The following is a 23,723-nucleotide window of genomic DNA, read 5'->3' on the forward strand; positions in this document are numbered from 1 at the left end:
CTAGCGGCTTAACTCTTCAAAATAGCGGCGGGCCAGGCGGTTAGGAGCAGGAGTGGCCGGGGGTACCGGGGTCGGGGCAGCCAGCAAATCAGTGAGGGCGTGCTCCACGGGCGGGCGGCACTCGGCGCAGGCGGGGCGCCCGGCCCGCACATCGCCCACCAGCTGCCTAAGCGCCCGCAGCGCTGGCAGGTACACGCCCGGCCGCTGCAGCGCCGCGCCCGAAAGCACGGCGCCAGCCTGCTCCAGCACGCGGGCATCGGCCGGGTTGGTCCGCGCTGCGCTGGAGTGTTGGGCCAGCCAGCGCAGGGCCGCCCGCACCTCGGGCTGGGTGGCGGGCGCGGGCAATTGCTGCTGGCGCTGGGGCACGGCGGCGCCGGCCAAGTCGCCGGTGAGGCGCAGGGTGGCTTCGGGGAGGGGCTGCAGCACGAAGCCGGCTTTCTTGACGAAGGCGCGGGTTTGCTGCTGCACCTGCTTGAGCAGGCGCAGGGCCCGGTACTCGTAGGGGAGGGCAGCCGCCAGCTGGCCGGTGCGCAGGCGCAGCTCGGCGGCCCACATCTGGTCGAGCACGGCGCGCAGCTTGGCCTTCACGGCGGGTTCCAGAAAGTCGGCCGTTTCGGAGTCGTCGTGCTTGTGCATGTAGGGCTCCATCAGCGCGTCGGTTTCGGCGGTGGGCGAGGCTTTGGCCGACGAGGCGGGCGGCTCGGGGTGGTCGTGGTGTTCTTCCTCGGCGGCCTCGGCGGTGGGGGCGGCGTGCTCAGTGGGCGCGTCCCCCTCGTCTTCGGCAATGGGCGAGTGCGGGGCCTGGGGGCTGATGCTGCCGCCCACTTCTTCGCCCATAAACTTGCCGTAGCGCAGGCGGAGCGTCTGCTGGTCGAAGCCCAAGGCATTGGCGCGGTTGGCCAGCGTGGCGGCGTCAAGCCGGGGCTTTTCGGCTATCAGCTTATCGGTGTCGATGATGATTTGGCGCTGGCTGCGGAAGTAAGCGGGCGCCACTTTTATGCCCATGCCCATGTCGGCCTGGCTGTCGGCCACAGCGGTGTCCTGCCACTGCACGAGGTAGGAGTCGGTGCGGGACGAGTGGCCGGCGTTGTCGCGGGCCGCGATGTAGAAGTACAGCTCGTCGCCGTAGGTGAGGCCCAGCTTGGGCAGGTTGAGCTGGCTGGCAAGGCTGGTTTGGGTGGGCTGGGCGCCCAGGCCTGCACTCAAATCACGCCGCACTTCCCGGAATTTTACCGCCTCGCCCTGGCCCTGGGCTACGGTGATGACCAGCTCGGCGTGGCTCAGGCCGTAATCGTCGCGCACGGTGGCGCGCACCGGCAAGTCGGGCCGCATGCCGAAGTCCACCAAGGCATAAGGCTTAGGCGTTTGAATGCGGACCACGGGCGCCAGGTCGGCGCGCACGTCGATGGCGTAGTCATCGGAAACGGTTCCGGCAAAGCGCAGGCGGTAGAGGGTAGAGCCCGTCAAGGTTTGCTCAGCGAAATACACGCCCGGCTGCCCGGCTACTGGCTGCATGCGCAGCCGCTGCCGGCCCAGCTCCACTTCGGGCGCCGTGCGGCTGGCTTTGTTTACCCGCACCTGCCACCGCACCCCCGACCCCTGCGGGCACTGGAAAGATGCTTGTGAGGGCGCAAAACTGGGCTGGCGGGTGTAGGCCGGAGGCGTCACCCGCACCTGCGTTTCCAAGATGCGGGCCGGCACTTGCCCCGCTACTGTAGGCGCGCTGTTGGAATAATGCACGGCAACTCTGGCCGGCTTCACCAGCTTTTCAACCTGCGGCAACCACCACACCGCCGCGCTGCCCGTCAGAAGCAAAGCCGTGAGCAGCAGCGGCACTTGGAAGGAAACAGGAAGAGATAATTCCTTGGCAACTTCCAGCTCGCCCAGCCGCCGCGCCACCCGCTGCTGCTGCAGTAGCTCCAGTAAATTCAGGTTTTGGGGCTGCTGTAATAGTAGGCCGGTGCTGTCCTCCAGGGCCGGAAATTGACGGTCCAGGCGCTGCGCGATGGTGGCGGGCAGGTGCCGCAGCGGCCATAGCAGCCACCCCAGAGCCAGCAGCCCAAGTGCCGCCAATGTAGCAAAGCCCAGTTGAGCTGCGGGCAAGTGCCGGCTCAGCAAAACCAGCAGCAAGGCCCCGGCTGCCGCAGGTATCAATATGCCGGCCGCGCGCCGCCACGCATAGCGGCGCCCTACCGCCCGCAGCAGCTGCCGAGCCTGCGCTAAATCCAGCGTTTGAGAAGTGGCTACCGGCTGGCTCATAGAACAGTAGAAGAAGGCAAAGCCTGCATTTCCCGGCGACGGGCCAGCAGGCGTTCAAGGGCAAAGAGCAGCCCGGCTATCAGCACCAGCCACGGCCGCAAATCTGATTGGCGGAAGCTTTGCGTTACGGCACTCGGCGTCGCAACCGCGGGAGCGCCAGGGGCGGTGCCAGCACTCAAGCGAAGCTGCGTGGGGTCCAGTGCGCGCTGGTCGTGGGAAGCCAGCTCCTGGGCAAGGGCAGGCTCGGCAATGTCTACTGCATCAGCCGTTTCGGGCTGTAGCAGAGTTAGCAGCCGCGTGGGCAAGGTTGGATTGTCGGCCATGTCGCTCCAGGCTGGGGCTAGGCGGGTGGCCAGTTGGTAGAACGCGCCCTGGCCCCACTTCTGCCGCGACAGCACTGCCCGGCCCCGGCCATCCGTCCACAGTGGGTAGCTGGCCGCAGCGGTTGCCGGGCTGGGCTGCTTCGTACTGCGGCGGAAGATGGTTGCGGGGGTTTCATCGGCCTCGGTCACGGCCAGGCTAGCCTTATCGACTACGCCAGCCCCGGGAGCTTCTTGCCAGACTTGAGCGCCGGCCTTCACGGCATCGCGCCAAGTGACTGGCAATGGAGCATCGGTGAGCCAAAACAGCCAGTCCGGCGAGGTAGTTGGGCTGGGTGGTGTGCTGGTCGTGCTCAAAGCCAGCGGCACAGGCAGGCCAGCAGCGGCAGCCCGAAGCCCGGCCTGCAGGTAACGCGCATCCGAAGCATAATCAGCAGTCGCATAAATGATTATGCGCAGGGGCTTCGAGCGAACCTGGATGGGGGTCAGCTGTTTGGCGACGGTGCCCGAAGCTGACGCAATGGGCTGCAATTGGCTGCCGTCGGCGTTGGTCTCGAAGCGAAGCGGCGGCACTTCGGCAAGGCGGACAAGGCCCCCAGCCGCCGGCCGGGCCACCGATACCACCCGAAACGAGGTCCGGGTTTCGTTGCTTTGGCCCAATAGCAGGCGCAGGCTGTCGCCCCGCAGCGCGGCCGCCTGCACCCAGGTTTCAGAAGCAGCATTGGGCAGGGCTTGCCAAGTGACGTTAGCGGGAAGTGGGGACTGAGTTCCCTGAAAGCCACGCAGCGAAGCCGGCGTGAGCACGAAAAGCGGCTGGCCGGGAAACGTGCCAGCCGCCTGCTGAACCCGCGCCCACTGAAAATTCGCCGCCGAGGGACTTACGGCCGCCAGCAGCCGCGCACTATCGCGCTGCCCCAGCGAATCGGCCCGCCAGGCCGCCCGCGACATCTTGGGGAAGCCCGAGGCCAGCCACCGTAGCGCATAGCCCTTCCGCCGCAGCGAGTCAACCAGCGGCCGCGACGCCGCCAGGGCCGGAGTGCCAATCAGTTCGGGACTCACCAGCACCTGGCCCCGGCCGGCCGGCAGCGCCTGGCGCCACACCGGGCCCGCTAGCGACAGCGCCAGCACCGCCAGCAGGGCCGCCCGCAGCAGCAGCAGCCACAGCTGCTCGGGCTTGAGGTTGCGGAGCCGGCGATTGGCGCCGGCCTCCAGCCAGCGGAGGCTGCCCACGGCCACCTCGCGGCCCGGGCGGCGGTTCCAGAGATGAATCGCCACCGGCACCAACAGCCCCAATAAGGCCAGCAGTGCAGATGGGGTGAGCAGCGTAAGCAAGGAAGTTAGGTCAGGATAAGGTCAGGGCACAGACGCAGGAAAGTTGCTGACCATTGCACGGGCCCCTCAACAAAGAGCGGTGCAGCGGGAGAAACGGGAATAACAAAAGTAGGCGAAGCAGCCAACCCGTTTGCACTTATTTCTGCATCCCCCTACCTGAACTATGCCTTGACCTTGTCCATACTGCCGCAACCGGCCTACACCACGGGCCGTCGCGCGGCCAACGGCTTAAAAGCCATCCAGAATGCCCTTCAGGTCGCGGGCTTTTTCCAGGGTCTTAAACTCGGCCTGCAGGGACCGCACGCGCACCCGGTCTTCGATGGGGAGCTGGTCGCCCACCTGGCTGTAACGGTCGTTGAGGCGGCTCAACACGAGGTTGGCTTCGTCCCAGTTGGCCTTGGTCCAGCGGCTATGCTGCGCCCGCGTCGACTCGACCAGGCGCGAGTAGAGGTCAGGCAGGGCGCTGGCCATGGCCCGGTTGATGGGGGCACTGGTGTTGAGCAGCTTGCGCTGCACGGCGCTCACGGCGCTGTCGCGGGCTTCGCCCACGAGCACGGTTTCAGGCACCGGGTGGCCCTGCTCGGCGGCCCAGGCTTTGTAGCGAGCCTTCTGGCCCAGGTACTCCCGCCGCGACTGCACTGAGAGGCTGTCGGTGGCACCATCCAAGCGCTTGGTCATGCGGGTGTAGTCGCTCTGCAGCCTGCCCCAGTCGAGGCGCACCGTGGCCATGTTTAGCTCCAGCTTTGCATCGACCCAATTGCTGAAGGTCCGCAAGGCCTGTTCGGGGGTAGTGGCCGGGGCTTTGCTCTTGGTGGCTGCTTTGGTAGTTACGGTCGCCTTCTTGGCCGTGGTGGTTACTTTGGTGGTAGTGGCCACCTTGGCAGCAGTAGTGGTGGCGGAGGTAGTGGTTTTCTTGGCCGCTGTCGTCTGTTGGGCCGAGGCGGCGGTAACGGCCAGCGGAAACATCAGGGCGATAAGCGCGATGGGGAGAAGAATGCGTTTCATAAGTTGGGTAAAGGGAAACTATACGAACGTCCGGCTACCGGGCGCCAACCAGGATGGGCAATTACCGGCCCAAAAACATGGTCACTTACGGCTCTGGTTCTTTTTTAGCGAAAGAACGCCTCCGCTGCCTCCCGGTTTCTTCACCTTGTGCCAGTGGCTTTAATGGTTAAAACCAGCAAAAATGCCTGGCAATACAGGGTGACTTATGCCCCTGATCAGGCCAAGCACGGCCGCTAGCTCAACGACTCAACTCGACAAATTGCGGCGACGCAGAAATTCCCGGATGGCCAAATCCAGTGGTTCGCCGGTGCTGAGCTGGTGGTAGTCGAAGCCTTTGCGGCGGGCGGCCTGGGCCGTTTCTTTAAGCCACTGCTGTAGCTGTTGCTGGTAGGCGGGGCGCTGCTGGTCGGCATCAAGCTGCATGGTGCGCCCACTTTCCAAGTCCCTGAAAGTGACGGCGCCTTGGTAGCTGAATTTCAGTTCGTTATTCGCGAGTAAATGCAGCAGCAAAACGTCGCCGCTCACGGCCCGTAGGCGGGTGAGCAGGGCATTTATCTCGGATTCTTCTTCGTACAAATCACTCACGCAGACGGTGAGGGAGCGCTGCCTGCGCGCCGTGAGCGGGGCCAGCGTGGCGGCATCGGGGAAGTGGCCGGTAGCTTCGGCCGTTTCGAGGGCATGGTAAATACGCGGCAGCTGGCGGGTGTCGGCGCGGGCGGGCAGGTGGCGCAGGCCCGCCGGGCTCAGGATAGTTAGCCCAACGGAGTCGCCCTGCTGATGGCTGATGTAGGCCAGCGCGGCCAGCAGCAGCCGAGCGTAGTCGAGCTTGGTCAGGCCGTTGTCGTCGCGGTGGTTCATGCTGGCGCTGGCGTCGAGCAGCAGGTGCACGGTCAGGCAGGTGTCTACTTCCGACTCGCGCAGGTAGTAGCGGTCGGAGCGGGCGGCCAGTCGCCAGTCGAGGCGGCGCAGGTCGTCGCCGGGCTGGTAGGGGCGGTACTGGCTGAACTCCATGCCCGGGCCGTGCCGGCGGCTGGCGTGCGCGCCGTTCATAAAGCCCTGGGCCGCTTGCCGCGCGGCCAGGGAGAGGTTGCGCAAGCCGTGAAGGAGTTCGGGGTTCAGCATGTGGGGCTTGGAGTCAGAGTGTCTGGTAGGGCCTTTAGGAGTTGTATTTATCGGCAGTGCGGCTATGCTATTTACCGTCTGTCATGCAGAGCGCGGCGAAGCATCTTATCGCCGCTGAACCGACTAGCTCAGCATGACGTTCTATTTCCAGCTACACCGTTACCGCAACGGCTCCTAACAATGCAGCTACTGCATCGTCAGCGGTCAGGTTTTCAGCTTCCGCGTTGAAATTGAGCAGGACCCGGTGGCGCAATACTGGCGGCGCCAGCGTGCGGATATCCTCCAGCGTTGCGGCAAAGCGGCCGTGCAGCAAGGCCCGGGCTTTAGCACACAGGATGAGCGCCTGCCCAGCCCGCGGCCCAGCGCCCCAGCGGCCGTACTCTTTGATGAACTGCACTTCCGACGTAGCCGGCCGGGTGGCGCGCACCAAGCGGTTGACGAAATCCATGAGCTCGGGGCTAAAGCTGACCTGACGCACCAGCTGCTGCAGCTGCCGGATGTCGGCGCCGCCTAGCACGGGCTTCACCTGCTGACCGTTGGCGCCGGTGGTGCCGCGCAATACGGCCAGCTCCTCCGCGGCTGTGGGGTAGCCGATGCGCACGTAGAGCAGGAAGCGGTCGAGCTGGGCTTCGGGCAGGGGGTAGGTACCGCTCTGCTCGATGGGGTTTTGGGTGGCCAGCAGGAAGAAGGGCTTGGGCAGGGCGTGCTCGGTGCCGGCGTAGGTTACGTGGCCTTCCTGCATGGCTTCTAGCAGGGCAGCCTGGGTTTTGGGCGGCGTCCGGTTGATTTCGTCGGCCAGCACGAGGCTAGCGAAAATGGGACCGGGGTTGAACTTGAACGAGCGGTGGCCGGTGCCGTGGTCTTCCTCCAGCACCTCGGTGCCGAGGATGTCGGTCGGCATCAGGTCCGGCGTGAACTGTATGCGGCGGAAGGGCAGGTCGGTGGCCGCGGCCAGCGTGCGCACGAGCAGCGTTTTGGCTAGGCCCGGTACACCTTCCAATAGGGCGTGGCCGCCGGCCAGCAGCGCTACCAACACTTCGTCAAGCACGGTCTCCTGGCCCACAATGACCTTGGCAATTTCGGCTTTGAGCACTGGCAGCTTGGCCAGCAGGGTGTTCACTTCTTGTTCAGTCATTAGGTTAAGAAATACTTCATTGCCAAAAGAGGCCTGAGGATTTAACGTTTTTGAAATGTGTTGCTCACATATTTTATTAGGCCATATAGGCTAAGAAGTGTAGCACCTATTATTAGTCTTGTTCCAAAAAGAATTCTTAAGCCCCAATCCATGCAGAATAGATATACAAAAGCTGTGACCGTCAGATAAAACAGAATGAGCCTAAGATTACTGAATCGATATTTGCTTTTATCATGCCGTGCTCCTCTTTTATGATATAATGAATACAGGCCTGAAAGTGCTAGAATAGGCATAAATAGACCAGCGCAGCACAAAGCAAAAACTTCAAAACCAGTAGTCGCCTTGAAATACATTGCTTATTGGTGTCTTGTGATTAAATGAAATAATCAGCAGCTCAAGTCAGCGCATACAGCAGAATATTGACCCCAAACTTGGTGTTGTCTTCGGCCAGAAAGCGCTTGTTGCGGAAGTCGTAATCCCACTCGCAGCCATAGTCTTTATTGGAGTAAAGCACGCCAATGCGGCCCTTTATTTCCACAGCTTTCAGATAGTCGTGCACCAGGTCGTCGCCCCAGCCATTGAGCTCAAAGCCGGTGTTGGGCGGGCCTTCCTTGAACTTAAAAAACTGCGAGTAAATCGGGTGGGTATTAGGGATTTTCTTGAGGGCGCCCGTGCCGAAACACTGGCGCATCTGCTCCTCAAAGGACCGGGCAAAAAGGCCGTCGATGTCGTGATTGCAATCGTCGACAAACACGAAGCCGCCGTTGCGCACGTACTGGGTAAAGTTCTTTTTCTCGATAGCCGAAAACTGCACCAGCCGGTGGCCCGACAGGTAGCAGAACGGATAGTTGAACAGCTCCGGACTATCCAGGGCCACTACTTTTTCCTTGGGGTCGACGGGCACAGTGGTGTACTGCACCAGGGAGTGCAGCAGGTTGGCCGGCATCCGCTCGTCCACGGCGTCCCAGTCGCCGGAATGGTATTTCAAACGCACAAAAGTGAAAGGGGTACCGGGCACAGATAACGAAATAGGGAAGTAAAAAGGGAAGTGGCCGGAAGCACGGCCGTTGGGCTGTTATTCGAAGTAGAAATAATGGGGTTGCTTTTTCGTTGCAATTGCGCCGCCGGTGTAGGGGCGCTTCTCAAGCTGATTCGGAAAGAGTGGGTGCAACTTTTGCGCGGGAAGCTGGCGTACTCATTCCTGCACCTTCTAGTTGAGCTGTCTTTTTAAGTTGAAAACATGCTTGTTAATCGAATGCATCGCAGCAATTTATCTCCGTCCATTATTCTATTTTATCCTATGAAAAAGTCCCTGATTATCATTTTGCTAAGTATGCTCTCGGCGCCCATGGCGCAAGCGCAATTTGGCGTAAAAGGCGGCTTGAACGTCGCTGAGCTAACCGGCCGAGAGGGAGAAAGCGCCTCTTACAAAGCGTTTTACCACGTCGGTATTTTTTACCAAGCCAACCTGCTGGGGCCGATTGCCATCCAGCCGGAAGTGCAGTACTCCGTGGCCGGCGGCAACCTAAAATCGGCTTTCACCAACTACGACAGCGAATTGCACTACTTCACGGTTCCGGTATTGGCCAAAGTTACCGTAGGGCCCGTGTTTGTGGAAGGCGGGCCGCAGTTCGGGGTGCTGCTCAGCGCCAACCAATCGGGCAAGCTGCAGGTCGGACTCGCGCCCGATGGCACGCCCGCCTACGGCAATGACTCGCGACCTGCAACCGGCAGCTTCAAACGCGGCGACTTCAGCCTGGTGGGCGGCGTGGGGCTGAAGCTGGCCGGCAACTTCTCGCTGGGCGGCCGGCTGGTGGCTGGCCTCAACGACATCAACGATGTGAAGAACCTTTCCGGCATCAACGACCCCCGCCTCAAGAACCGGGTGTTTCAAGTGTATGCAGCGCTGCAGTTTGGGAAGAAGTAGGGTTGAGATGGTGTGAAGAAAATTAGAGTGTCATGCCGAGCGGAGTGAAACATCTCGCGGTTTGTACTAGCTAAACCGCCTGCCTTATGGCCCAATCGGCTGTCATGCAGAGCGCAGCGAAGCATCTTATGACCGTTGAACGAGTCGTGCTGACATGATAAGATGCTTCGCTGCGCTCTGCATGACAGAAGGGGCTAATAGATGAAAGGTTAGTACTGAGGTAAAGATGCTTGGCTACGCCGACCTTCGGTTCGCTACGCTCGGCATGACAGTCTCTATCCTCTTTCAACCAATCTCTTACCTAGTTAATTAAATGGCGTCAGAAAGACTGGTAAAGGTGAAGTCGCGGATTTTGAGCGGCGGCACCAGGCAGCCGGCCAGGCGTTGCGGCTTGCCGATGGCCTCGATGTTGTTGAGCATGATGATGGGGCTCTCGTTGAAGCGCAGGTTCTTGATGGGAAACTTGATTTTCCCGTTCTCGATGTAGAAGGTTCCGTCGCGGGTCAGGCCGGTGTAGAGCAGCGTTTGCGGGTCTACTTCGCGGATGTACCACAGGCGCGTGACCAAGATGCCTTTGGCCGTGCCCTTGATGAGGTCGGCCGTGCTCTGGGTGCCGCCGGCCATGATAAAGCCGTTGGGGAAGGCCGTAGCGGGCACGTTGTTTTTCTGCGCCCAAAAGCGGGTGTAAAATAGGTCTTTGACTACGCCTTTCTCAACCCAGGTTTGGCGCTTAGTGGGCAGGCCGTCATTGTCGAAGGCATTGCCGGGCACCTCCGCGTTCATGGGGTCCGAGTAGATGGTTATCCGTTCGTCAAATAGCTTTTCGCCCTTGCGGTTGCCGCCGCCTTTTTTGCTTAGAAAGCTGCGGCCTTCGTCGGCCTCGCGGGCGCCCATGCCAAAGACGAGCCCGCCCAGTAGCGACAGGTCATCGCCGGCCATGAGGGCGGCCGGCTCCAGAATCACGGTGTACTTGCCGGGCTCAATGGCTTTGGCCCCCACCGAGCTCAGCGCCTTGTTGGCGGCGCGTTCGGTGATGACTTTGGCGTTGAGCTTGGCGGGGTCGGTTACGTCGGCAATAGCATAGCCGGAGCCTTTGCCATCGGCCGTGCGTACCGTCACCGAGAAGTCGGTATTGGTAGTTTGCTGGTAGGCTTCCAGTCCCTTGGAGTTGCGGAGGGCCACAAACCGGGTGCCGCCATCCAGAAATCCGGCGGAGGTTAGGTTTTTGGCTGCACACACGGCCATGCTGTCGGCCGCGGCTTGGGCCCGGGTGGCCGCCGTGAGCAGGGTAGTGGCCGTGGAGGGTGGGCTCAGATACGTTTGCGGACCAATAAATGGCACGTATTCCGGGCTTTCGGGCGCGAGCCTGGCAATTTCCTCGGCCCGCTGCACGCAGCGGCGCAGGGTAGCATCGTCGAATTCATTGCACGTGGCAATGCCACTGCGCTTGCCGAAGCGCGCCTCAACGGCCAGGGACACGGAGTCTTGCGAGCCGGCCGTGCTCACGCTGTTGCGGGCGTAGCGGATGTTGCCAGCGGTGCGGCCTCGCAGCGTGGCCGCACATTCGTCGGCAGTGGTGTAGCTGAGAACCTTTTTTAGTAACGTCTGGGCGTCGTCTTTGGAGAGAATAGCCATGAGGGGTTTGCAGGGATTGAAAGGTGAAAAACTCCCCTCCTTACCAAGGAGGGGATGTTCGAGCCGCAGGCCCGGACGGGGGTGGTTGAATCGTTGAACGATAGGCGAAGAATGGCACCTGAACGTCTCTCGTGAGAATCGTTTGGGTGTCGTTCGTCCATCTTTCAACGAATGCCACCACCCCAGCTAGCGCTTCGCGCCAGCGTCCCCTCCTTAAAAAAAGAGGGGAGTTGTCGTCCTGACGCTAAACCTTGCGCGCCGTGTTGATGACGTTCACGCCATTGAAGCGCGTGGTAGCCGAGCCGTGGCTCACCGAGGACACCTGCGCTGGCTGGCCCTTGCCATCGAAGAACGTGCCGAACAAGCGGTAGTCGGACTGGTCGCAGGAGCCCGCGCAGGCGCCCCAGAATTCCTGGGTATTCGACTGATAGGCCACGTCTTCCAACGGCTCCGTGATTTTCCCTTTTTCGATGGCAAAGAAGAGCTGCCCGCCGAACTGGAAGTTGAAACGCTGCTGGTCGATGGAAAACGAGCCCGCGCCGGCAATGTAAATGCCCTTGTCCACGCCCTTCACCATATCATCGACACTCATTTTGGCTTTGCCGGGGCGCAGGCTGATGTTGGGCATGCGCTGGAACTGCACGTCTTCCCACGACTGCGCATAGGCGCAGCCATCCGATTCCTTCTGGCCCACGATGTGCGCCTGGTCCCTGATTTTCTGGTAATTCACCAGCTTGCCTTCCTTGATGATGTCCCACTCGCGGGTTTTCACGCCCTCGTCGTCGTAGCCCACGTTCCCCACCGAGCCGGGCTGGAGCTTGTCGGCCACTATGTTGACTTCTTTCGAGCCGTAGGGCAGGTTTTTGGCCTTCCACTCCAGCGTGGCAAAGGAAGTGCCGGCGTAGTTGGCTTCGTAGCCCAACACGCGGTCGAGCTCCGTGGGGTGGCCCACCGACTCGTGGATGGTCAGGCCGAGGTGGCCCGGGTCGAGCACCAGGTCGTACTTGCCGGGCGTCACCGATTTCATCGTCAGCTTGGCCCTGGCCTGCTTGCCCGCCAGGGCCGCATCGGCCAGCATGTCGTAGCGCAGCTTGTAGCCCACAGTATCGGTACCCTGCGGGCCGCGCACCTGCTCTGCCGCGTTGGGCGTGAGGTACTCGAAGCCCAGCCCAACCGGCGCGCTCAGGGCCTCCCGCGAGCGGAACTTGCCCGACTTTGTATCCACGGCCGTGGCGTTGAACGTGGGCCAGAGCCGGTGAATGTCTTGGTCGATGTAAGAGCCGTCGGTGCTGGCAAAGTACTTCTGCTCGTTCACCTGAAACAGCGCCGAGTTGATGTAATTGGCCCCCGCATCGAGCGCCGCAGCATTGGCCGCCAGCAGCAGGTCGACTTTTTGCTTGATGGGCACCTCAAAAGCGCTTTGCTGGAGGGGTGTTTTCCAGCTCACTTCGCCGTAGCCCTGCTGGGCCGCCAGCTGCACGGGCTCCTTCATCAACAGCCGGTTGGCCTTAGCAATTTCCACCGCCGCGCGGGCGGTAGCGGCCAGGCTGGCCTCGGTCACCACGCTGGTCGAGGCAAAGCCCCAGCAGCCCGCTACCAGCACCCGAATGCCGACCCCGTAGCTCTCGGTGCTCACAATATTCTGCACCTGCTTCTCGCGGGCAAACACGTACTGATTGAGGGAGCGGCCAATGCGCACATCGGCGTAGCTGGCGCCGGCCGTTTTGGCGGCGTTCAGAGCCGCGTCGGCCAGGCGTTTTTTCACGATGACATCGGCGCCGGGCTCCAGCAGGCGGGCCGGGTCGACGGCCGTGTGGCCAAAGCCCGGTAAGCTCGGGAGAAACAGGGCACCAGTCGCCAGGCCGGTAAGGCCGACAAAGTCACGTCTTTTCATTGTTTGCAGGAGTAAAGGTGAGTCAATAATTCAGTTTTAGTGGGAGCGTGCCAGGTGCCAAAAAGGCCGTCAAGTTGAGCTAAGCTGCAGCGGCTTTACTGAGAAAGTAATCGAAGTACTCGCGCAATAAAGGGCTTCCATTTAGCTCAACATGACGGCCCTGGGTTGGTCGGTTAAACAGCGTCGGACAGGCTGGTGAAGGTGAAGTCTCGGATTTTGAGCGGCGGAATCAGGTTGCCACCCAAGCGTACCGGCTTGCCAATGGCCTCCAGGTTGTTGAGCATAATGATGGGGCTTTCGTTGAAGCGGAAGTTCTTCACCGGAAACTTGATTTGGCCGTTTTCGATGTAGAACGTTCCGTCGCGGGTCAGGCCTGTGTAAAGCAGAGTCTGGGGGTCAACCGGGCGGATGTACCACAGGCGGGTGACCAGGATGCCTTTGGCCGTGCCTTTGATGAGGTCGGCGGTGCTTTGGGTGCCGCCTTCCATAATCCAGCCGCCGGGGCGGGGCAGGTCGGGAATCCCAGCTTTCTGGGCCCAGTAGCGCGACGAGTAAAGGTTTTTCACCACGCCTTTCTCAATCCAGGTCACCCGCTTTTGCGGGCGGCCATCGCCGGAAAACGTGAGGTCAGGAATCTCGGCGTTCAGTGGGTCGGAGTAAATGGTCACCCGCTCGTCAAACATCTTTTCGCCTTTGCGATTGCCGCCGCCTTTCTTGCTCAGGAAGCTGCGGCCTTCGTCGGCGTTGCGGGCATCTAGCGCGCCCATCAGGGCCACCATCAGCGAGGTGTCCACGTTCGAAACCAGCGCGTTGGGTTCCAGAATGACGGTGTACTTGCCCGGCTCAATGGCGCGGGCCTTCATCGAGGACGACGCCTTTTCGGCGGCCACGCGGGTGAGGCGCGCCGCGTCGAACTTGCTGGCGTCGGTGTAGTCGGCGGCGGCATAGCCCGAGCCGGTGCCGTCCGGGGTTCGCACCGTCACGCTGAACTCCACGTTGGTGAATTGCTGATAAGCTTCCAGGCCTTTCGAGTTGCGCTTGGCCACAAAGCCGGCCGAGTCTACCAGAAAGCCGGCGGAGCTCACCTTTTTCTGGTCGCACAAGGCCGTGCTGGCGCCCATCTGGCGGGCGCGGTAGTCGGGGTCGATAGCGGCGGTGGAAGCCGCGAAGGATTTGCTGCCGTCCAGGTATTGCTGCGGGCCGAGGAGGGGCATGTACTCGGGGCTCTCCGGCGCGAGCTTGGCAATTTCCTCGGCCCGCTGCACGCAGCGACGCAGGGTAGCATCGTCGAACTCGTTGCAGGTAGCCAGGCCGCTGCGCTTGCCGAAGCGGCTTTCTACGGCCAGGGATACGTTATCCACGGCACCGGCCGTGCTGATGGTGTTGCGCGCCGAGCGCACGTTGCCGCCAATTTGGCCGTTGAGGGAGACCTCGCACTCGTCGGCCGTGCTAAAGCTCAGTACCTTCTTCAGGATGGTCTGAGCGTCGTCTTTGGAAAGAATGGGCATTAGTCAGAGTTGTTGAGTTGAGAGAACAAACTCCCCTCCTTACCAAGGAGGGGATGCTGGCGCAAAGCGTCAGCTGGGGTGGTTGCGGGCGTTGCACGGCTCGCGCTCGAATCGTCCGGGTATCGTGCAACGAATCCAACCACCCCCGTCCGAACCTGCGGTTCGAACATCCCCTCCTTAGCCAAGGAGGGGAGTTGACCGTTCGACGGTTAGCCGATTTTGCGGGCGGTGTTGATGACGTTGACGCCGTTGAAGCGCGTGGTGGCCGAGCCGTGGCTCACGGCCGAGCTCTGCGAGGGCTGGCCCTTGCCGTCGTTGAAAGCGCCAAACAAGCGGTAATCGCTCTGGTCGCAAATGGCCGAGCAACTGTTCCAGAACTCCTGGGTGTTGGCCTGGTAGGCCACGTCTTCGAGCATGCCGGTAATCTGGCCCTTTTCAATGGCGTAGAACACCTGCCCACCGAACTGGAAGTTGTAGCGCTGCTGGTCGATGGAGAACGAGCCGTTGCCGGCGATGTAAATGCCCTTGTCCACGTTCTTCACCAGCTCATCCACACTCAGCTTGGCCGTGCCGGGCTGCAGGCTCACGTTGGGCATGCGCTGAAACTGCACATCCTGCCACGACTGCGAGTAGCAGCAGCCGTCCGATTCCTTCTGGCCTACCACGTGCGCCTGGTCGCGGATTTTCTCGTAGTCTACCAGCGTGCCTTCTTTGATGAGGTCCCAGCGCTTGGTTTTCACGCCTTCGTCGTCGTAGCCCACGGCACCGAGCGAGCCGGGCTGCAGCTTGTCGGCCACAATGTTGACCAGCTTTGAGCCGTATGGAATCTTCTTGGCCTTCCACTCCAGGGTGGCAAAGCTGGTGCCGGCGTAGTTGGCTTCGTAGCCCAACACGCGGTCGAGCTCGAGCGGGTGGCCCACGCTTTCGTGGATAGTCAGGCCCAGGTGGTGGGGGTCGAGCACGAGGTCGTACTTGCCTGGCGTTACCGATTTGGCGGTCAGCTTTTCCTTTACCTGCTTGGTGGCAGCGGCCACGTCTTCCAGCATGTCGTAACTGTTCTTGTAGCCGATAATGTTGGAGCCGGCCGGGCCCGCGATTTTGTCGGTGGCCTTAGGCGTGAGGTATTCGTAGCCCAGGCCCATGGGCGAGCTGAGCGCCTGCCGCGAACGGAATTTGCCCGAAGCCCGGTCAATGGCCGTCACGCCAAAGGTGGGGTAAATGCGGTGAATGTCCTGGTCGATGTAAGAGCCGTCGGTGCTGGCAAAGTACTTCTGCTCATTCACCTGAAACAGTACCGAGTTGACAAAGGAAGCCCCCAGGTCAAGCGCTTTGGCATTGACACTCAGAAGCAAGTCAACCTTGTCTTTAATCGGAACTTCAAAGGCGTTTTGCTGGATGGGCGCCTTCCAGGCTACTTCGCCGTGGCCTTTTTCCGGAGCCAGTTGCACCTTCTCTTTTTGCACCTTGGAGTTGGCTTTGGCAATCTGCACCGCCAGTTGGGCCGCTTTGGCAATACCGGCTTCGGTCACCGTGTTGGTGGCTGCGAAGCCCCAGGTGCCGTTGGCAATCACGCGCACGCCCACGCCGTAGCTTTCGGTGCTCGAAATGTTCTGTACCTGCTTTTCGCGGGTGAACACGCCCTGGTTGAGGTAGCGACCAATGCGCACATCGGCGTAGGTAGCGCCGGCGGCTTTGGCGGCGTTGAGGCCGGCATCGGCCAGGCGCTTTTTCTGGGCCGCGTCAGCCCCTGGCTCCAGCAGGCGGGCGGGGTCCACCAGGTTGCCGGCGAAGCTGGGAATGTTGGGGATGAACAGGGCTCCGGCCGCCAGGCCAGTAAGTCCCACAAAGTCGCGTCTTTTCATGAAGATGATGATTTAGAACGTCATGCTGAGCGCAGTCGAAGCATCTCTACTGCGCAAGTAATTAAGTTAGTATTGAGGTAGAGATGCTTCGACAAGCTCAGCATGACGACCTTAATTCGCGGTCAAAACCAGCTACACGGCGTCCGACAAGCTGGTGAAGGTGAAGTCACGGATTTTAAGCGGCGGCACGAGGTTGCCGCTCAGGCGCACCGGCTTGCCGACGGCCTCCAGGTTGTTGAGCATAATCACCGGGCTCTCGTTAAAGCGGAAGTTCTTCACGGGGAACTTAATCTGCCCATTTTCAATGTAAAACGTTCCGTCGCGGGTGAGGCCGGTGTACAGCAACGTCTGTGGGTCAACCGCCCGGATGTAGTACAGGCGCGTGACTAGAATGCCTTTGGCCGTGCCCTTGATGAGGTCGGCGGTGCTCTGGTTGCCGCCTTCCATAATCCAGCCGCCGGGAGGGGGCACGTCCGGAATGCCGGCTTTCTGCGCCCAGAAGCGTGAGGTGTACAGGTTTTTCACCACTCCCTTTTCTATCCAGGTCACCTTCTGCTGGGGGCGGCCATCGCCGGCAAAGGTCAGGTCGGGCACGTCGGGGTGCGTGGGGTCGGAGTAAATGGTCACCCGCTCTTCAAAGACCTTTTCGCCTTTCTTGTTGCCGCCGCCTTTTTTGCTCAGGAAGCTGCGGCCTTCGTCGGCGTTGCGCGCGTCAAAGGCGCCCATCATGTTGCTGAGCAAATCCACCGCTGCGGCGGGCTCGAGGATGACGGTGTACTTGCCCGGCTCAATGGCCTTGGCTTTCACCGATGAAGCGGCTTTCTCAGCGGCCACGCGGGTGAGGCGGGCCGCGTCGAACTTGGCCAGGTCGGTGTAGTTGGTGATGGCGTAGCCCGAGCCGGTGCCATCGGGCGTGCGCACCGTAATGGAAAAGTCCAGGCCGGTGAGGCGCTGGTAGGCCTCCAGGCCTTTGGAGTTGCGCTTGGCTACGAAGCCGGCCGAGTCCTGGAAAAAAGCGGCTGAGGAAAGCTTCTTGGTTTCACACAGTGCCATGCTCGCCCCAATTTGCTGGGCGCGGTAGTCGGGGGTAATGTCGGCCGTGCGTTGGGCAAACGAGCTGGGCGAGGCCAGGTATTTCTGCGGCCCGAGCAGGGGCACGTACTCCGGCGATTCGGGCGCGAGCTTGGCAATTTCCTCGGCGCGCTGCACGCAGCGGCGTAGGCTGGCTTCGTCGAATTCGTTGCAGGTAGCCAAGCCGCTACGCTTTCCGAAGCGCGACTGCACAGCCAGCGAGACATTATCCACTGCTCCGGCCGTGCTGATGGTGTTGCGCGCCGAGCGCACGTTGCCGCCGATGTTGCCGTTGAGGGTCGCCTCGCACTCATCGGCGGTGCTGAAGCTGAGGACTTTCTTCAGGATGTCCTGCGCCTCGGTTTGAGAGAGTATTGCCATTTAGGGAGGGAAGTGCGATTGAGAATGCGAGTCTTTCTTAACTCCCCTCCTTGGTAAGGAGGGGACGCTGGCGCGACGTGCCAGCTGGGGTGGTTGAGGCGTTGCACGACACCCGAACGATTGGGCCTGAACTTCTCGCGGTAGTATCGTTCGGGTATCGTTCAACGATTCAACCACCCCCGTCCGAGCCGTTGGCTCGAACATCCCCTCCTTGGTAAGGAGGGGAGTGGTTGTTCGACGGTTAGCCGATTTTGCGGGCGGTGTTGATGACGTTGACGCCGTTGAAGCGCGTGGTCGCCGAGCCGTGGCTCACCGCCGACACCTGCGAAGGCTGGCCCTTGCCATCGAAGAACGAACCGAACAAGCGGTAGTCAGACTGGTCGCAAATAGCCGCGCAGCTGTTCCAGAATTCCTGGGTGTTTGCCTGGTAGGCAACGTCCTCAATCATGCCCGCAATCTGGCCCTTTTCAATGGCGTAGAACACCTGCCCACCGAACTGGAAGTTGTAGCGCTGCTGGTCGATGGAATAGGAGCCGCGGCCGGCAATGTAAATGCCTTTGTCCACGTTCTTTATCATGTCGTCGACGCTCATTTTGGCGGTGCCGGGCTGCAGGCTCACGTTGGGCATGCGCTGGAATTGTACCGAGTCCCAGGAGTCGGCGTAGCAGCAGCCGTCGGATTCGTTTTGACCGACAATGTGCGCCTGGTCCCGAATCTTTTCATAGTCCACAAGCATGCCTTCTTTGATGAGGTCCCAGCGTTTGGTTTTCACGCCTTCATCATCGTAACCCACCGCCCCGAGCGAGCCGGGCTGCAGCTTGTCGGCCACAATATTCACCAGTTTCGAGCCATAAGGAATCTTCTTGGCCTTCCACTCCAAGGTGGCGAAGCTAGTGCCGGCGTAGTTGGCTTCGTAGCCCAACACGCGGTCGAGTTCGAGCGGGTGGCCCACCGACTCGTGAATGGTCAGGCCCAGGTGATTAGGGTCGAGCACCAGGTCGTATTTACCAGCAGTTACCGACTTGGCGGTCAGCTTTTCCTTCACCTGCTTGGCGGCCAGGGCGGCATCTTCCAGCATGTCGTAGCTGTTGCGGTAGCCGATGAGGCCGGTGCCGGCGGCACCCGGAATTTTGTCGGCGGCCTTGGGGGTGAGGTACTCGTAGCCCAGGCCCATGGGGGCGCTCAGCGCGTCGCGGCTCCGGAACTTGCCCGAGGCACGGTCGATGGCCGTCACGCTAAACGTGGGCCAGATGCGGTGCACGTCCTGGTCGATGTAGGAGCCGTCGGTGCTGGCGAAGTACTTCTGCTCGTTGATTTGAAACAGCGAGGAATTGACGAAGCTGGCGCCGTTTTCCAGGGCCTTGGCGTTGGCGGCCAGCAGCAATTCGGCCTTCTGAGCCACCGGTACTTCGAAGGCGTTTTGCTGGATGGGCGTTTTCCAGGTCACGTCGCCGTGGCCTTTTTCCGGGGCCAGCACCACCTTCTCTTTCTGTACTTTGGCATTGGCTTTGGCGATGGCCACGGCCAACTGGGCGGCTTTGGCAATGCCGGCTTCCGTGACGTTATTGGTGGCCGCAAAGCCCCAGGTGCCATTGGCCAGCACGCGCACCCCGGCGCCAAAGCTCTCGCCGCTGGCGATGTTCTGCACCTGCTTTTCGCGGGTGAAAATGCTTTGGTTGAGATAGCGGCCGATGCGCACATCGGCGTAGCTGGCCCCGGCCGTTTTGGCGGCGTTGAGGCCCGCATTGGCCAGGCGCTTTTTCAGGGCGGGGTCGATGCCTTCCAGCAGGCGGGACGGGTCAACCGGCGTACCTCCTAAACTGGGAAAGTTTGGCAGAAACAGGGCGCCGGCCGCCAGGCCGGAGAGTCCCACAAAGTCGCGACGTTTCAAAGGCGGGTAAAGATTCGGAAATAGAAAAAGGAGATTCGTAAAGATGAGCACAAATCTTAACTGAAAAGACATGAAGTTGCCCGGACTGTTGCGTTAATCTTCGGATTTAATTTGAATACTTGTTAATCCGGCCAGCCCACTCAGGCCAAAAGCCTTGGGTACCGCACGAATTTCTTCAGCCAGAGGGGCCCGCGCTACAACGCAAAAGCCCCAACTCAGCACGAGTCGGGGCTTTTGTGATTGGGCTAAATTGGGCGGCGCGGTAAACGCCTGGCCACGGCGCTAGGGGTGGCCAGGCGTTTATTAATGCGTTGGGTGCCAGCTGATGGTGAGGCCCGGCGTGCCGTTGCCGAAGTACATGGGGGCCATGCCCACGTCGCGGCCGATGGCCTTGCGGCCCCAGCGGTTGCGGTGCGAGAGGTAAGCCAGGTGGGCCGACATGATGCCAAAACCGGCGCCCGCTACCACGTCGCTCTGCCAGTGCTTGTCGTTAATCATGCGCAGGGCGGCTACGCTAGTGGCAATGGTGTAGGCCCCAATGCCGTACCACTGGCTTTTGTCGCGAAATTCGGTGTGCACGATGCTGGCCGCCAGAAAGGCCTGCGCCGTGTGGCCCGAGGGAAAGGAGAGGTTGTCGTCGCCGTTAGGTCGCGTCTCGCGGCTCAGGTACTTCACTGCAAAAGTGGAGGCCAGCATGACTGCCTCGCCCTTGGCAATGATGAGCAAGATGTTGATGCGGTCGTTGTGCGACTCCACGCCCGCCAGCGCCACCGCCGCCAGCTCGAAGTACGGCGCGATAATCAGCGAATTGTCGAAGCCCGTACTGACCGGCCGGAATTGCTTTTGCACGAATGTTCTTTCCCGGTGATTGATGCCCGCATCCCCTTGGGCCGTAATAGCGCCGTAGCCTATCATCACGGCCGGAATGGCCATGGCTCTGACGAACTTACTCTTATACCAGACGGCTTTTACCGGGGAAGGGACCCCGCCGGGGTTCGCGTATTTTCTGGTGGTATCGGCAGGGGTCGGCTTGACCTGGGCCTGCGCCGGGTGAAGCGCCCCGAACAACAGCATAGCGGCGGCGAAACGGGTAACGAGAAATGAGCGCATGAAAGAAAAGTGGGGTCAGGGTTTATTTTGAACCCGTTAGTACGGAAGCGAGCTATAAACGTGTCGGCCGATGCTATTGAAAATCCTAATTTTTTGATAATAGGCGACTTGAATTTATGAAATGAGAAAAGCCCCACGTCTTCCAGGAGGCATTTGCTGGCTTGGCGTAGCAGCAGTGAGTTGAGGAACTCCGGAAATGCTGCCGCCAAAATCATTGCCAGCTGCCGCCCAGGGCCCGCACCAGCAGCACATTGTAGCGGAGCTGGGCGGCCTGGGTTTGGGCCAGGGCGCGGGCGGCTTCCAGGGTCTGGCGGTCGGCGTCTACTACTTCGAAGTAGTTGGTGAGGCCGCTGCGGTAGCGCACGTTGGTGAGGCGTCCGGCCAGGCGGGCGGCCCGCAGGGCGCGTTGCTGGGCGGCCAGCTGGGCGGTGCTCAGGCGCAGGTTGGCCAGGGCGGTTTCGACATCCTGAAACGCCGTGAGGGCCGCGCCCCGGTACTGGGCTTCGAACTCTTGGTATTGGGCCTGGGCCAGCTGCTCGTTGCCCCGCAGCCGGCCCCCGTTGAAAATGGGAATGGCCACGCCGCCGCCTAGGTAGTAAGTAAAGCCATTGGCCAGTTGGGGCAGCTTGGCCAGGGCAGCGCTTTGGGACCCAATGAAGCCGTTGAGCTGGACGGTGGGCCGGCGCGCCAGGTGGGCGGCGTCGGCGCGGGCATTGGCGGCGGCCAGCTGGCGCTCGGCGCGGCGCAAATCGGGGCGGCGGGCGAGAAGCGCAGCGGGCAGGGCCGGGGGGATGGCCGGGGCCGCGGGCAGCTCCGTGCCACCCTTGGACGGCAGGGCAAAGCTGCTGGCGGGCTGGCCCACCACCGTGGCCAGCGCGGCCGCTACGCCCGCCCGCTGCCGGGCCAGCTCCAGCAGGCTGGCTTCCAGGGTGGCCAGCTCGGTTTGGGCACGCCGGTAGCCTATTTCATTGTCTACTCCGGCCTGGTACCGGGCGTGGGTGAGCTGCACGTTTTGCACGCGGGCGAGCCGGGCGCTGTCGAGCACGGCCAGCTCGGCATCGAGGCCGCGCAGGTTGAAGTAGTAGGTGGCGGCGTCGGCGGTGAGCGACAGGCGCACGGCCTGCACGTCGGCCTCGGCAGCGGCGGCATCGGCGCGGGCCGCCTGAATGTTGCGCCGGATGCGGCCCCACACGTCCACTTCGTAGCTCACGTTGACGGGGACGAAGTACTGCGTTTGGGTGATGGCCCGGGCGGGCACATCGAAGGGCACCGGCCGCAGGCCCGAGAGCTGCGTGCGGTAGGCCGAAGGGTTGAGCGTGACGTCGGGTGTGCGGTAAGAATCAGCCACCTGCAACCTAGCGCGGGCCTGCTCGACGCGGGCCAGCGCCGCCCGAGCCGTGAAGTTCTGAGCCAGCGCCTGCTCTTCGAGTTGAGCTAAAACCGGGTCGTTGAAGACCGTCCACCAGGCCGTTTCGGGCGGCGCCTGGGGTAGCTGCTGCGGTTGGGCTGGCGCATTTGTGCCCGACGAATCGGTGGCAGACCGGGCGGGCGCTACGGCTTGCACTGGCGGCGCCTGCCCCCCAAACCTTGGGGAGGCAACCGGCGCTTTGGCCCGCGTTTCGGCGGCGCTTGGGATGCGCGAGCCGGCCGTATCGGCGGGCACGGCATTTTGCCAGGCCGTGGGCGTGCTCACCGCCGGCGGCTGGTACCGGGGCGCGGTGGCGCAGGCACTCAGCAAAAGCGGCAGCCCAAGCAAGAAAGACGAAACGCGGAAGGTCATGGGGTTGATACTCAGTAGTGAGTCGTCTGTAATCAGCGCCAGCGGTACCATTTAGAACATCGCTGCTTTCCAGGCACTCACTGTCAGCTTTTCTTATTTCAACAGCGCCGGCGACGACACGCGCGGGGCGTCGGGGTCATTGAGCCGGGGCTTGGCGGGTGGGGGGCCGGCGGGTTTGGGCGCGGGCTTGTAGGCGCGGGTTTGCACGGCCTGGCCTTCGGTCAGGTTTTCGGCGGGGTTGAGCACCAGCAGCTCACCGCCTTTCAGGCCCTGGGCTACTTCCAGCTGGGAGCCAAAGTCGCGGCCCGGGGTAATGGTCTGGTAATGAACCTTGCCGTCCTGCACGGTGGCCACGCGGACGTCGGTGCCGCCGGGCACCAGGGCATTGGCCGGTATCAGCACGCCGGGCGAGGTGCGCGGCAAGTGGAACCGCACCTGGGCGTAGCTGCCCGGCCGCAGCTCGCCGCGGGCATTGGGCACTTCCACTTCGGTGAGCAGCGTGCGGGTGTTGGCATCGAGGGCGCCGGCTTCGCGCACCACCCGCCCGGCGAAGACCCGGCCCGGAAACTCCGGCACCAGAAAATCGGCGGTCAGCCCAGGCTTGATGGCGGGCGCAAAGTTCTGCGGCACTTGCACGTAGGCCCGCAGCTTATCGGTTTGCTCCAGCTTGTAGAGGTGCGAGCCGGGCGTGTTGCTGCTGTTTACCAGGCTGCCCACTTCCACGTTGCGCTGTGTCACGATGCCGCTGAACGGCGCCGTGACGCGCCGAAACGCCTGCTGCGCCAGCAGCTGTTGCACGCCGGCCCGTTGGGCGGCGTACTGGGCCTGGGCGGCGTCCAGCTCCTGCTTGGAGATGGCGCCGGGCAGCCCAATTCCGGCCAGGCGGTTGTAGCTGGTGCGGGCCAGGCCGAGGGTGGCGCGGGCTTCAGCAATCTGCTGGTCGAGCTCCGGGGTAGTGACTTCGGCCAGTACCTGCCCGGCCTTCACCTTCTGCCCAATATCGGCCGACCACGACTTAATATAGCCATTGGCGCGGGCAAACACGAAGGTTTCCCGGTTCGACCTGGTGTCGGCGGGCAGGGTGAGGGTGGTGGTGTCGGGCGCGGCCTGGGCGGCTACCACCGTCACGGTAGGAGCGGCGGCCGCATTTTGGCTCGCCTCGCTGTCGCGGGCTTTTTCCCGGTTGTGGCGCGGCATATAGCCCAGCAAAAACAAGCCTCCAAACACCGCCAGTACGATGAGAATGATAAGCCAGAAGCGGCTGGAGCTGGAAGTAGTAGGTTCAGACATCAAGACGGTAATCAATCAAATTCTAGAACGGTCATGTTGGGTGCATTGACCGTCATGGCGAGCATCTCATCCGCGCCATCTGTCATGCAGAGCGCAGCGAAGCATCTTATCACGTCTAACCATTCCGCGGCGATAAGATGCTTCGCTGCGCTCTGCATGACTGGCGATTAGTTGAGTTATGGGTATAGAGGTGCTTTGCTA

Annotated in this window: 16 protein-coding genes; 1 reads left to right on the plus strand and 15 read right to left on the minus strand. The window is 61.8% G+C overall.

Translation table 11 applies throughout. The annotated features are described in order from the left end of the window. The 6 genes from AUC43_RS12300 to AUC43_RS12325 form a co-directional block, all read right to left on the minus strand. Positions 1-2,259: a hypothetical protein gene (locus AUC43_RS12300; RefSeq protein WP_068193866.1), complete on the minus strand. Its 2,259-nt coding sequence runs from the start codon at positions 2,257-2,259 to the stop codon at positions 1-3. Continuing rightward, positions 2,256-3,911, minus strand: coding sequence for a BatA domain-containing protein (locus AUC43_RS12305; protein ID WP_071885901.1), 1,656 nt, complete (start codon positions 3,909-3,911; stop codon positions 2,256-2,258). The genes AUC43_RS12300 and AUC43_RS12305 overlap by 4 nt, the downstream gene beginning before the upstream one ends. 228 nt (positions 3,912-4,139) lie before the next feature. After that, entirely contained in the window at positions 4,140-4,916 is a 777-nt protein-coding gene (locus AUC43_RS12310; protein WP_068193871.1) for a hypothetical protein, read from the minus strand. Positions 4,917-5,162: 246 nt separating this feature from the next. Next, positions 5,163-6,038 carry a DUF58 domain-containing protein gene (locus tag AUC43_RS12315; RefSeq protein ID WP_068193875.1) on the minus strand — a complete coding sequence of 292 codons (876 nt, stop codon included), beginning with the start codon at positions 6,036-6,038 and terminating at the stop codon, positions 5,163-5,165. Between the two features lie 151 nt (positions 6,039-6,189). Further along, positions 6,190-7,173 (minus strand): AAA family ATPase, encoded by a 984-nt coding sequence (locus tag AUC43_RS12320; RefSeq protein WP_068193878.1) that lies wholly within the window; start codon positions 7,171-7,173, stop codon positions 6,190-6,192. A 394-nt stretch (positions 7,174-7,567) separates the two neighbouring features. Beyond that, complete coding sequence (locus AUC43_RS12325) at positions 7,568-8,191, minus strand: DUF4159 domain-containing protein (protein WP_068193881.1); 624 nt, start codon at positions 8,189-8,191, stop codon at positions 7,568-7,570. Positions 8,192-8,473: 282 nt separating this feature from the next. Between AUC43_RS12325 and AUC43_RS12330 the strand changes: the two genes are divergently transcribed. Next, positions 8,474-9,100 carry a porin family protein gene (locus tag AUC43_RS12330; RefSeq protein ID WP_068193884.1) on the plus strand — a complete coding sequence of 209 codons (627 nt, stop codon included), beginning with the start codon at positions 8,474-8,476 and terminating at the stop codon, positions 9,098-9,100. A 309-nt stretch (positions 9,101-9,409) separates the two neighbouring features. On the opposite strand, the gene AUC43_RS12335 is transcribed toward AUC43_RS12330, so the two are convergent. From AUC43_RS12335 to AUC43_RS12375, 9 genes are all read right to left on the minus strand, one after another. Then, entirely contained in the window at positions 9,410-10,735 is a 1,326-nt protein-coding gene (locus AUC43_RS12335; protein WP_068193887.1) for a TldD/PmbA family protein, read from the minus strand. 244 nt (positions 10,736-10,979) lie between these two features. Continuing rightward, positions 10,980-12,629, minus strand: coding sequence for a TldD/PmbA family protein (locus AUC43_RS12340; RefSeq protein ID WP_068193890.1), 1,650 nt, complete (start codon positions 12,627-12,629; stop codon positions 10,980-10,982). Positions 12,630-12,802: 173 nt separating this feature from the next. Then, on the minus strand, positions 12,803-14,137 hold the full coding sequence (locus AUC43_RS12345) for a TldD/PmbA family protein (protein WP_068193894.1): 1,335 nt from the start codon (positions 14,135-14,137) through the stop codon (positions 12,803-12,805). Positions 14,138-14,346: 209 nt separating this feature from the next. Beyond that, positions 14,347-15,999 (minus strand): TldD/PmbA family protein, encoded by a 1,653-nt coding sequence (locus AUC43_RS12350; protein ID WP_068193900.1) that lies wholly within the window; start codon positions 15,997-15,999, stop codon positions 14,347-14,349. Positions 16,000-16,131: 132 nt separating this feature from the next. Then, the gene (locus AUC43_RS12355) at positions 16,132-17,451 is read right to left on the minus strand and encodes a TldD/PmbA family protein (protein ID WP_068193904.1); all 1,320 of its coding nucleotides are present in this window, start codon (positions 17,449-17,451) and stop codon (positions 16,132-16,134) included. 241 nt (positions 17,452-17,692) lie between these two features. Next, a complete protein-coding gene (locus tag AUC43_RS12360) occupies positions 17,693-19,342 on the minus strand; it encodes a TldD/PmbA family protein (protein WP_068193907.1) in 1,650 nt (549 codons plus the stop codon). Between the two features lie 303 nt (positions 19,343-19,645). Further along, the gene (locus tag AUC43_RS12365; RefSeq protein WP_082685068.1) at positions 19,646-20,452 is read right to left on the minus strand and encodes a phosphatase PAP2 family protein; all 807 of its coding nucleotides are present in this window, start codon (positions 20,450-20,452) and stop codon (positions 19,646-19,648) included. A gap of 211 nt (positions 20,453-20,663) precedes the next feature. Then, positions 20,664-22,232, minus strand: a complete 1,569-nt coding sequence (locus AUC43_RS12370; RefSeq protein WP_068193914.1) for an efflux transporter outer membrane subunit — start codon at positions 22,230-22,232, stop codon at positions 20,664-20,666. 93 nt (positions 22,233-22,325) lie between these two features. After that, complete coding sequence (locus tag AUC43_RS12375; RefSeq protein WP_068193918.1) at positions 22,326-23,522, minus strand: efflux RND transporter periplasmic adaptor subunit; 1,197 nt, start codon at positions 23,520-23,522, stop codon at positions 22,326-22,328. Positions 23,523-23,723: the final 201 nt, after the last annotated feature.

The organism is Hymenobacter sedentarius (assembly GCF_001507645.1).
Lineage (GTDB): Bacteria > Bacteroidota > Bacteroidia > Cytophagales > Hymenobacteraceae > Hymenobacter > Hymenobacter sedentarius.

Excerpts from the sequence above, each read along its gene's own strand:
- AUC43_RS12375 (WP_068193918.1), bottom strand. The coding sequence starts at position 23,522 with ATGTCTGAACCTACTACTTCCAGCTCCAGCCGCTTCTGGCTTATCATT.
- AUC43_RS12355 (WP_068193904.1), bottom strand. The coding sequence starts at position 17,451 with ATGGCAATACTCTCTCAAACCGAGGCGCAGGACATCCTGAAGAAAGTC.
- AUC43_RS12330 (WP_068193884.1), top strand. The coding sequence starts at position 8,474 with ATGAAAAAGTCCCTGATTATCATTTTGCTAAGTATGCTCTCGGCGCCC.
- AUC43_RS12370 (WP_068193914.1), bottom strand. The coding sequence starts at position 22,232 with ATGACCTTCCGCGTTTCGTCTTTCTTGCTTGGGCTGCCGCTTTTGCTG.
- AUC43_RS12350 (WP_068193900.1), bottom strand. The coding sequence starts at position 15,999 with ATGAAAAGACGCGACTTTGTGGGACTTACTGGCCTGGCGGCCGGAGCC.
- AUC43_RS12300 (WP_068193866.1), bottom strand. The coding sequence starts at position 2,259 with ATGAGCCAGCCGGTAGCCACTTCTCAAACGCTGGATTTAGCGCAGGCT.
- AUC43_RS12340 (WP_068193890.1), bottom strand. The coding sequence starts at position 12,629 with ATGAAAAGACGTGACTTTGTCGGCCTTACCGGCCTGGCGACTGGTGCC.
- AUC43_RS12365 (WP_082685068.1), bottom strand. The coding sequence starts at position 20,452 with ATGCGCTCATTTCTCGTTACCCGTTTCGCCGCCGCTATGCTGTTGTTC.
- AUC43_RS12335 (WP_068193887.1), bottom strand. The coding sequence starts at position 10,735 with ATGGCTATTCTCTCCAAAGACGACGCCCAGACGTTACTAAAAAAGGTT.
- AUC43_RS12310 (WP_068193871.1), bottom strand. The coding sequence starts at position 4,916 with ATGAAACGCATTCTTCTCCCCATCGCGCTTATCGCCCTGATGTTTCCG.
- AUC43_RS12345 (WP_068193894.1), bottom strand. The coding sequence starts at position 14,137 with ATGCCCATTCTTTCCAAAGACGACGCTCAGACCATCCTGAAGAAGGTA.
- AUC43_RS12315 (WP_068193875.1), bottom strand. The coding sequence starts at position 6,038 with ATGCTGAACCCCGAACTCCTTCACGGCTTGCGCAACCTCTCCCTGGCC.
- AUC43_RS12320 (WP_068193878.1), bottom strand. The coding sequence starts at position 7,173 with ATGACTGAACAAGAAGTGAACACCCTGCTGGCCAAGCTGCCAGTGCTC.